This is a genomic window from Novosphingobium beihaiense, assembly GCF_022832375.1.
In the GTDB taxonomy this organism is placed as follows: domain Bacteria; phylum Pseudomonadota; class Alphaproteobacteria; order Sphingomonadales; family Sphingomonadaceae; genus Novosphingobium; species Novosphingobium beihaiensis.
This window is the reverse complement of sequence record NZ_JALHLG010000084.1, coordinates 1-7429: the sequence shown is the minus strand read 5'-3', so window position 1 is coordinate 7429 and position 7429 is coordinate 1. Positions and strand designations below refer to the sequence as shown.

General features: G+C 65.3%; 7 protein-coding genes and 1 tRNA gene. 2 read left to right on the top strand and 6 right to left on the bottom strand.

Annotation, left to right across the window (positions count from 1 at the left end):
- The 4 genes from MTR66_RS20930 to MTR66_RS20915 form a co-directional block, all read right to left on the bottom strand.
- Positions 1-794: AAA family ATPase (locus MTR66_RS20930; RefSeq protein WP_243924645.1), on the bottom strand; the 794-nt coding region annotated here is incomplete at its 3' end.
- A complete protein-coding gene (locus MTR66_RS20925; RefSeq protein ID WP_243924643.1) occupies positions 791-2161 on the bottom strand; it encodes a DUF4350 domain-containing protein in 1371 nt (456 codons plus the stop codon). The genes MTR66_RS20930 and MTR66_RS20925, both read right to left, overlap by 4 nt.
- Complete coding sequence (locus tag MTR66_RS20920; protein WP_243924641.1) at positions 2158-2853, bottom strand: hypothetical protein; 696 nt, start codon at positions 2851-2853, stop codon at positions 2158-2160. The genes MTR66_RS20925 and MTR66_RS20920 overlap by 4 nt, the downstream gene beginning before the upstream one ends.
- A gap of 63 nt (positions 2854-2916) precedes the next feature.
- The gene (locus tag MTR66_RS20915) at positions 2917-3810 is read right to left on the bottom strand and encodes a prephenate dehydratase (RefSeq protein ID WP_243924639.1); all 894 of its coding nucleotides are present in this window, start codon (positions 3808-3810) and stop codon (positions 2917-2919) included.
- 123 nt (positions 3811-3933) lie between these two features.
- On the opposite strand from MTR66_RS20915, the gene MTR66_RS20910 reads away from it, so the two are divergent.
- The gene (locus tag MTR66_RS20910) at positions 3934-4563 is read left to right on the top strand and encodes a c-type cytochrome (protein ID WP_243924637.1); all 630 of its coding nucleotides are present in this window, start codon (positions 3934-3936) and stop codon (positions 4561-4563) included.
- Positions 4564-4691: 128 nt separating this feature from the next.
- Here the strand turns inward: MTR66_RS20910 and MTR66_RS20905 are convergent, their stop codons facing one another.
- Positions 4692-5351: an RlmE family RNA methyltransferase gene (locus MTR66_RS20905; RefSeq protein WP_243924635.1), complete on the bottom strand. Its 660-nt coding sequence runs from the start codon at positions 5349-5351 to the stop codon at positions 4692-4694.
- Complete coding sequence (locus MTR66_RS20900; RefSeq protein ID WP_243924633.1) at positions 5348-6625, bottom strand: Ppx/GppA phosphatase family protein; 1278 nt, start codon at positions 6623-6625, stop codon at positions 5348-5350. The genes MTR66_RS20905 and MTR66_RS20900 overlap by 4 nt, the downstream gene beginning before the upstream one ends.
- 153 nt (positions 6626-6778) lie before the next feature.
- On the opposite strand from MTR66_RS20900, the gene MTR66_RS20895 reads away from it, so the two are divergent.
- Positions 6779-6852 (top strand) — tRNA-Gln (locus tag MTR66_RS20895).
- Positions 6853-7429 lie beyond the last annotated feature (577 nt).

Sequence of the window (7429 nt, the reverse complement as noted above, 5' to 3'; positions counted from 1 at the left end):
CCGGCCAGCAGCACCGCGGCGCGCGGGCTGGCGCCGTTCGACAAGTCCGGGCTTTCGCGCGTGGCGCGCACCAGCCGGACGATATAGTCCGTCACGCTGTCCGCCAGCGTCACGCCCGCCACCGCGCGCGTCATCGCTTCGAGCTGCGCGGGGTTCGTCACCGCCTCGATCCCCAGATCCGCCGGGCGCGGCGCGCCGCGATTCTCGCCATAGCGGGCGACGATGCGGCATTCCTCCTCAAGGCTGGGGTAGCCGACCAGCAGCTTGAACAGGAAACGGTCGAGCTGCGCTTCAGGCAGGGGATAGACGCCCTGGCTCTCGATCGGGTTTTGCGTTGCCACCACAGTGAAATGCGCGGGCAGCGGATGGGCGCTGCCGTCCAGTGTGACGCGGCGTTCCTGCATGGCTTCGAGCAGCGCGGCCTGCGTCTTGGGCGGGGTGCGGTTGATCTCGTCCGCCAGCAGCAGATCGCAGAAGATCGGCCCGTGCGTGAGCGTGAACTGGCTGGTCTGGAAGTTGAACAGGTTGGAGCCCAGAATATCGCCCGGCATCAGGTCCGGGGTGAACTGGATGCGCCCGAAATCGAGCCCCAGCGTCGCGGCGAAGCACTGCGCAAGGAAGGTCTTGGCGGTGCCCGGCGGACCTTCCAGCAGCACGTGCCCGCGCGCCATCAGCGCGATCAGCAAGTGGTCGATAGTTTCGGCCTGGCCAACCACGGCCTTGCCGATCTGCGCACGGATCGCGCCGGCAAGGCTCGCCACGTCGGCAAGGGTGGGTGTATCGGACTCGGTCATCGGATCAGCATCCTTTCGAGCGCATGAAGATCGCGCGCGGCTTTCAGGAGATCGTGCGGGCGCCGCGCCGCCATGAGGCGGGCAGCGATCACGGTAAAGGGTTCGGCATCGGGATGGCGCGAGGCCAGGGCCCGGTCGATGGCTTCGGCGGCCTGTTCGGGATCGAGCGTGCGCGGCAGGGCCAGCGCCTGCACCAGCCGCTCCCGCGCGCGCTCCACATAAGGCGCAGAGAGCAAGTGCAACCGGCCGGAGCGGCGCACCAGCCCGGCGGAATTGGCCACCAGCGCGCGCTTGCCGAAAGCGATGGCGCGGTCCGGCGCGAACGGCGGGCCGAAGCGCAGGAAGCCGCGCCAGCCGATGATCACCGCCGCCAGCAGCAGGCACAGCGTCGCAGCCAGAAACGGCGGGGTGAAGGCCAGTGTCAGCAGATTGTCCGAACGGCCAAGCCCGTTAAGCGTCAGGTCGAACAGGACCGGCCCGCCCTTGTCCACTTCCATCGCCGGGATCAGCGCGTCCAGCAGCCGGGCGCTGGTGCGGCGGGACATGCCGTAATTGTCGAGCAAATCGGGCTCGAAGACCACCACCAGCGGGTACAGGTCCTCATCCTCGATCTTGCTGCGCATGCCGGCCAGCGCCAGGTCTTCCAGCCCCGGGTAAGACCCGCCGTCGTCGATCAGGGCGGCCAGGATGTGCCCGTCCTGCCCTTTCACCAGCGGCACCAGACGATCGCCCTTGCCCCAGAGCCGGTGCTCGCGGTCCGGCAGCGTGCCGGAAAAGCCAAGCCCGCGCCATTGCGCGATCCCGCTTTTGGCACCGGCTTTCTTATCGCCAGCGGCCACGCTGACCGGCGCATCCAGGCCAACAGTCACGTCATCGAGGAAGCCCTTCCACCTCGGCTCCTGGGCACCGGCCAGCCGCACCCAGCCCTTCTTGGCGGTTTTCGCCTGCTCGCGAACAGGCGGCATTTCGATCCACTTGGGCGTGATCACCAGCGTCGGCCCCCGGTAGCGCCGCCGGGAAACTATCTTCTCAATCTCCTTGCCATCGGCGAAGGCGGGCGGGGTCAGGACCAGCAGGCCGGTCTGTGCCAGCGCGCCTTCGTTGCGGACCTTGCGCACGGCATAGCCGCGCCGCTCCAGATAGTCCGCCATCGCGGCATAACCGGTCAGCCCCTTGCTGGCGGCATGGGCGCGCCCGTTGTTGGCCGAGCCCATGCCCGTACCGGTGCCGATCATCCACAGCAGCGCCAGGAACAGCACGCTGCCGATCAGCACGATGCCCAGAACCGCGCGGCGCGAGAAAGGATTGGCGCCAACCTGGACGGGGCCTGCGGTGATCGCCTCCTTCATGACCGTGCCCGTGCTCATGCCGAAAGTGCGATCCGTGCGAAATCGGCATAGGCCGCGCGCGCCGCGGCCCAGTCCTGCGCATCGAGATCACGCAAGGCGAACAGGCTGCGCTCGACCCGCGTGGCAATCGCGGCAAAGGCCTTGCGCCCGGTTTCCGGCAGCATCGGCAGCACCGCGATCTCACGCGCGGTGGAAGCGGGAATCAGCAAGTCCGGCCGGGCATCGCCGATCTGCCGGACAGAGCGCTGCAGCAACAAGTGCACCGCCTCACCAAAGCGCCCCTCGCCCGCAAGCCGGTCAGCCTCTGACAGCAGCGCTGCGGCCTCCGTGCGGGTGGGCGTCCAGTGCAGGGTTTCTTCCGCCGCCTCACCACGGTTCAGCCACTGCGCGATCACAGGGCCGAGAAGCCGCCAGAGCAGGAATACCGCCAGCAGCACCGCCAGCCCGATCAGCACCCACTGGAATACCGGCCACGACATGCCCAGCAGCCGCCCCAGCGGCCCGAAGATCGCTTCCAGCATGCGGCCCAGCGCCTTGAGCCATTCGGGCACATCCACATCCGGGGTCTGCACGGCAGGCAGGGGCGCGAACTGGATGTCCTGCGCTTGGCGCACGGCTTCCCAATCGCTCGCGGCATTTCCAGCCGCAGCTGCGTTTTCGATCTGAGCCCCTGCAACCGTCACGCCCGCCTGATTGGCATGCAGTGCCATCCCGCGCAAGCGGCTAACACGATGAATCTATTGTAACACTAGCGCCACAGACGCCTGACGGCCTCACCCGCGCGGGCGCGCCTGCCGGTATGTGCCGAGCGGGCGCACGTACTTGCAATGGAATGCCAGCTCCTTGAGCGCCATATCCACGCGCGGATCGCCTGGCGCACCCTCGATATCGGCATAGAACGTAGTCGCCGCGAAGCTGGTGCCGGTCTGATAGCTTTCGAGCTTGGTCATGTTGACCCCGTTGGTCGCGAAACCGCCCAGCGCCTTGTAGAGCGCGGCCGGAATGTTCAGCACTTCGAAGATGAACGTGGTCATCGAAGGCTGGCCTTCCAGCGTGAAAGGGTCGAGCGGCTCGCGCGCCAGCACCACGAACCGCGTGGTATTGTCGGCCGCGTCTTCCACGTGCTCTTCGATTACCTTGAGGCCATAGAGTTCGGCCGCCAGCATCGGCGCGATCGCACAGGCATCCCTGTCTCCCTGCTCCCGCACCAGCGCCGCCGCGCCCGCCGTATCGGCATAGGCCATCGGCACGATACCCCTCTCGCGCAGATAGTGGCGTGATTGGCCGAGTGCCTGCGGATGGCTGTAGGCGGCCTTGAACGGCCCGTCCCCCAGCGCCATCAGCGCATGATGAATCGGCATGAAATGCTCGCCGACGATCGACAGGCCGCTTTCGGGCAGCAGGAAGTGGATATCGGCCACGCGCCCATGCTGCGAATTCTCGATCGGAATGATCGCCCGCTCGGCGCGCCCTTCCTTCACGGCATCGAGCGCATCCTCAAACGAAAAGCACGGCAAAGGCAGGCAATCCGGGGCGTATTCAAGCGCAGCCCGGTGCGAATTGCAGCCCGGCGCGCCCTGCAGCGCCATCGCGCGCGAAGGGTCTGCGGCGGCGGCCTCACCCATACGGGCGACGAGTTCCGATGCGGGTTGGGGATAAGCATTCATGACGTCCGCGCGCCTAGGCCGTAATAGCGATATCCGCAATGGCTCTTGCACTTGCGCTTGCCCGACACTAGAGCGCGTGCGATCCGAGTAAGGGTAAATCATTCACGCGCGGGGCATGCACGAATGGACGATCGCTTCAACACCATTGCCGGTTGGGTCCTTGGCGCCGGCATTGTCGGCCTTGGTCTGGCTATTGTCAGTTCGCACTATTTCGAGGCGGACAAGCACGAACGGCCCGAAACGATGGGCTACGCCATCGAGGGTGTCGCCGAAGAGGGCGAGGGCCCCAAGGAAGTTCCGCTGGCAACGCTGCTCGCTGCCGCCGATCCGGCCAGGGGCGAGGCGATCTTCGCCAAGTGCAAGTCCTGCCACACGATCAACGAAGGCGGCGCCAACGGCATTGGCCCGAATCTGCACGGCGTGGTCGGCGAAGCCATCGGCCAGGGCGCTGGCGGTTTTGCCTTCTCCGATGCGCTCAAGAGCGTGGGCGGCGAATGGACCTTCGACAAGCTGAACGATTGGCTCAAGAGCCCGAAGGCTTTCGCTCCGGGCACGAAGATGACGTTCGCGGGCCTTTCCAAGCCGGAAGACCGTGCCGCGATCATCCGGTATCTCAACGCGCAGGGCTCCAACGTGCCGCTGCCCCCGCCGCCGGCCGCCGAAGAAGCCCCGGCCGAAGGGGATGCCGCCACCGCTCCGGCGGAAGGCGAAGCCACCGGCGCGCCTGCCGAAGCGGAAGCTCCGGCCACCTGATCTACGCATAACCGAATCGGCTATGCCGGTCGAAAACGGTCCGCAGGCGTCACCGAGTCGCCTCGCGGGCCGTTTTCGTTAGAGTCTGTTTCGAAAGGCGGCTTGCGGGCTCGGCACGGGCCCCGCCGTCAGCCCTTGAAGCCCTTGGCGATCACATACCACTCGGACGAATCCTTGCGGCTCGCGGGCGGCTTGGCGTGCTTGACGCTGGTGAAATGGCGCTTGAGCAGCCCCAGCAGCTCGGTATCGGTGCCGCCCGCCAGAACCTTGGCTACGAACGTCCCGCCCGGCGCCAATGTCTGGATTGCAAAATCGGCAGCCGTCTCGACCAACCCCATGGTGCGCAAGTGGTCGGTCTGCTTGTGCCCGACAGTATTGGCCGCCATGTCCGACAGCACGAGGTCCGGCGGCCCGTCCAGCGCACCCTCCAGCGCTGCGGGTGCTTCGTAGGCCATGAAGTCCATCTGGAAGATGGTCACGCCCTCGATGGGATCGGTCGGGAGCAGGTCGATGCCCACCACGTTCGCCTTCGGGCTTTTCAGCCGCAGCACCTGGCTCCAGCCGCCCGGCGCGATGCCCAGGTCGACCGCACGGGTCACGCCCTTGAACAGGCCGAACTTCTCGTCCAGCTCGATCAGCTTGTAGGCTGCCCGGCTGCGATACCCGTCCGCCTTCGCCTTCTTCACGTAAGGATCGTTGAGCTGGCGCTGCAGCCAGCGCGCAGAACTCGTCGAGCGTTTCTTGGCGGTACGCAGGCGCTCGCCGGGATTGCGGCCTGAGCGGCTCATCGCGACGCCACCGCGCGGCGCACACTATCATTCACTGTTCTGCTCCGTTCACCGCGCCCATAGCTATGAGAGGCGATCAGGCCGCGCAGGATACCCTCGCGGATACCCCGGTCGGCCACGCCAAGCCGGGCTGCGGGCCAAAGGTCGAGGATCGATTCGAGAATGGCGCACCCGGCAACCACCAGGTCCGCCCGCTCGCGCCCGATGCAATTAAGTTCGCGCCGCTCTTCCACTGCCATGGACGAAAGCCTGCCGCTGATCTCGCGCATCGATTCGGCCGGGACGATCAGCCCATCGACCATCCGCCGGTCGTACTGCGGCAGTTCCAGGTGCAGGCTGGCCAGCGTGGTAACCGTGCCGCTGGTCCCCAGAAGCCGCAGCGGGCCTGCCTGCCCGGCACTCTCCCGCGCGCCCGACACGCGCTTGGAAAAAGCCGAGAAGCTATCGGACACAAGGCTGTGCATATGGCGGTAGCGCTCCTCCCGCTCGGCCCGGGTAGCACCCTCCGGAGGGCAGCTTTCGGTCAGCGAAACGACGCCCCAGGGCACGCTCTGCCAGTCGAGAATGCGCGGCACGGTGCCCGTGCTTTCGATCAGCACCAGTTCGGTGGAGCCCCCGCCGATATCGAAGATCATCGCCGGGCCCATGCCCTCTTCCAGCAGCACATGACAGCCCAGAACCGCCAGACGAGCCTCTTCGCGCGCACTGATGATGTCGAGCGCAATGCCGGTCTCGCGGCGGACCCTTTCGATGAATTCGGGACCGTTCTCGGCCCGCCGGCACGCCTCGGTCGCCACCGAGCGGGCCAGAAAGACATTCCGGCGCATCAGCTTGTCCGCGCAGACCCGCAGCGCGGCCAGCGTTCGCTCCATCGCCTCGTCGGACAGGCGGCCCGACTGCGCGAGCCCCTCGCCCAGCCGCACAACGCGGCTGAAGGCATCGATCACCGTGAAATGCTCGCCCGAAGGCCGGGCGATCAGCAGGCGGCAATTATTGGTGCCAAGATCGATCGCGGCATAGGACTGGCGCGGCGAGGAAGGTCGCGGGGCGCTCGTTGATATCGGCTGCGCGACTTGCACGGCTACGGCACCGGAATCGTCCTTCCCGCGCGGCGCGGCATCCGCCTTCTTTTGCCTTCCGCCCGGGACGGGGCGTGCCTTGGCTTTGGCTGTACCGGCGGCCGGCAGGCGCGACTTGCCCTTCCGTCCCTTGCGCCGCCGCCGCGCACGGCCCGGCACATCGGCTTTCGCTGCCGGCGGATCTTGCTCCGCCATCGTATCAAATCTCGTTCATATCTTCCCGCCCCGGTGGGCGGGCACCTGACACGATGCTAACCTCCCGCGCGGCAAGGAGCAAGTGCACTGCGAAGATACCCCGCCAAGGCGCTTGACCCGAATCGCAACCGCGACTAGAGGGGCGCCCTCCGATGCCCCGTCGTCTAATGGTAAGACTACGGATTCTGATTCCGTCTATCGAGGTTCGAATCCTCGCGGGGCATCCAACACTTCCAACATTATATGCCTTTCCAGTTGGTTGCGGTCGTGCCGTGGCTAACCTTTTAGCGTGGTTAGCCATTACCTTGCTCATTGCGGCGTCCGCTCGGTCGCCATGCGAATCATCTCCAGCATATCGCCGATACTCCTTTGCTGACTGATCGCCATACCCTCTTCGTCGCTGCACTCTGCCTCACGGCAGCGCCGCGCGGCCGACTTGCGCAGGCCGTGTGGCGAGCAATGGGGAGGCCAGCTTTGACGCCGGCCTTTTTGAGCGGGCCGTAGAATCCTTTTATTGTTCCCCGGAGAGCGAGAGCGCAAATTGTCGTTAAGCCCTAGTCGGGCTGGGAGGATTGGCGGCTATATATTTCGCAACGATTCAGGAAAAGACAAAAGTGCGAAAGTTAAGTTTAGCATTCTCTTCAATATATTGAACGATCAATGAAGGATTAATGTGCTGTTATTGGGATGATTAAAATTAGTATAAAATTAGCATCGTTGAAATTGTTTTCTTTTCATAACCAAGCCCGCGTTCATTTTCAGACCTCACGACCAATTTTGGCCGCTTGACCTTCTTTCTTTCGT

Excerpts from the sequence above, each read along its gene's own strand:
- MTR66_RS20905 (WP_243924635.1), bottom strand. The coding sequence starts at position 5,351 with ATGAGCCGCTCAGGCCGCAATCCCGGCGAGCGCCTGCGTACCGCCAAG.
- MTR66_RS20915 (WP_243924639.1), bottom strand. The coding sequence starts at position 3,810 with ATGAATGCTTATCCCCAACCCGCATCGGAACTCGTCGCCCGTATGGGT.
- MTR66_RS20925 (WP_243924643.1), bottom strand. The coding sequence starts at position 2,161 with ATGAGCACGGGCACGGTCATGAAGGAGGCGATCACCGCAGGCCCCGTC.
- MTR66_RS20900 (WP_243924633.1), bottom strand. The coding sequence starts at position 6,625 with ATGGCGGAGCAAGATCCGCCGGCAGCGAAAGCCGATGTGCCGGGCCGT.
- MTR66_RS20910 (WP_243924637.1), top strand. The coding sequence starts at position 3,934 with ATGGACGATCGCTTCAACACCATTGCCGGTTGGGTCCTTGGCGCCGGC.
- MTR66_RS20920 (WP_243924641.1), bottom strand. The coding sequence starts at position 2,853 with ATGGCACTGCATGCCAATCAGGCGGGCGTGACGGTTGCAGGGGCTCAG.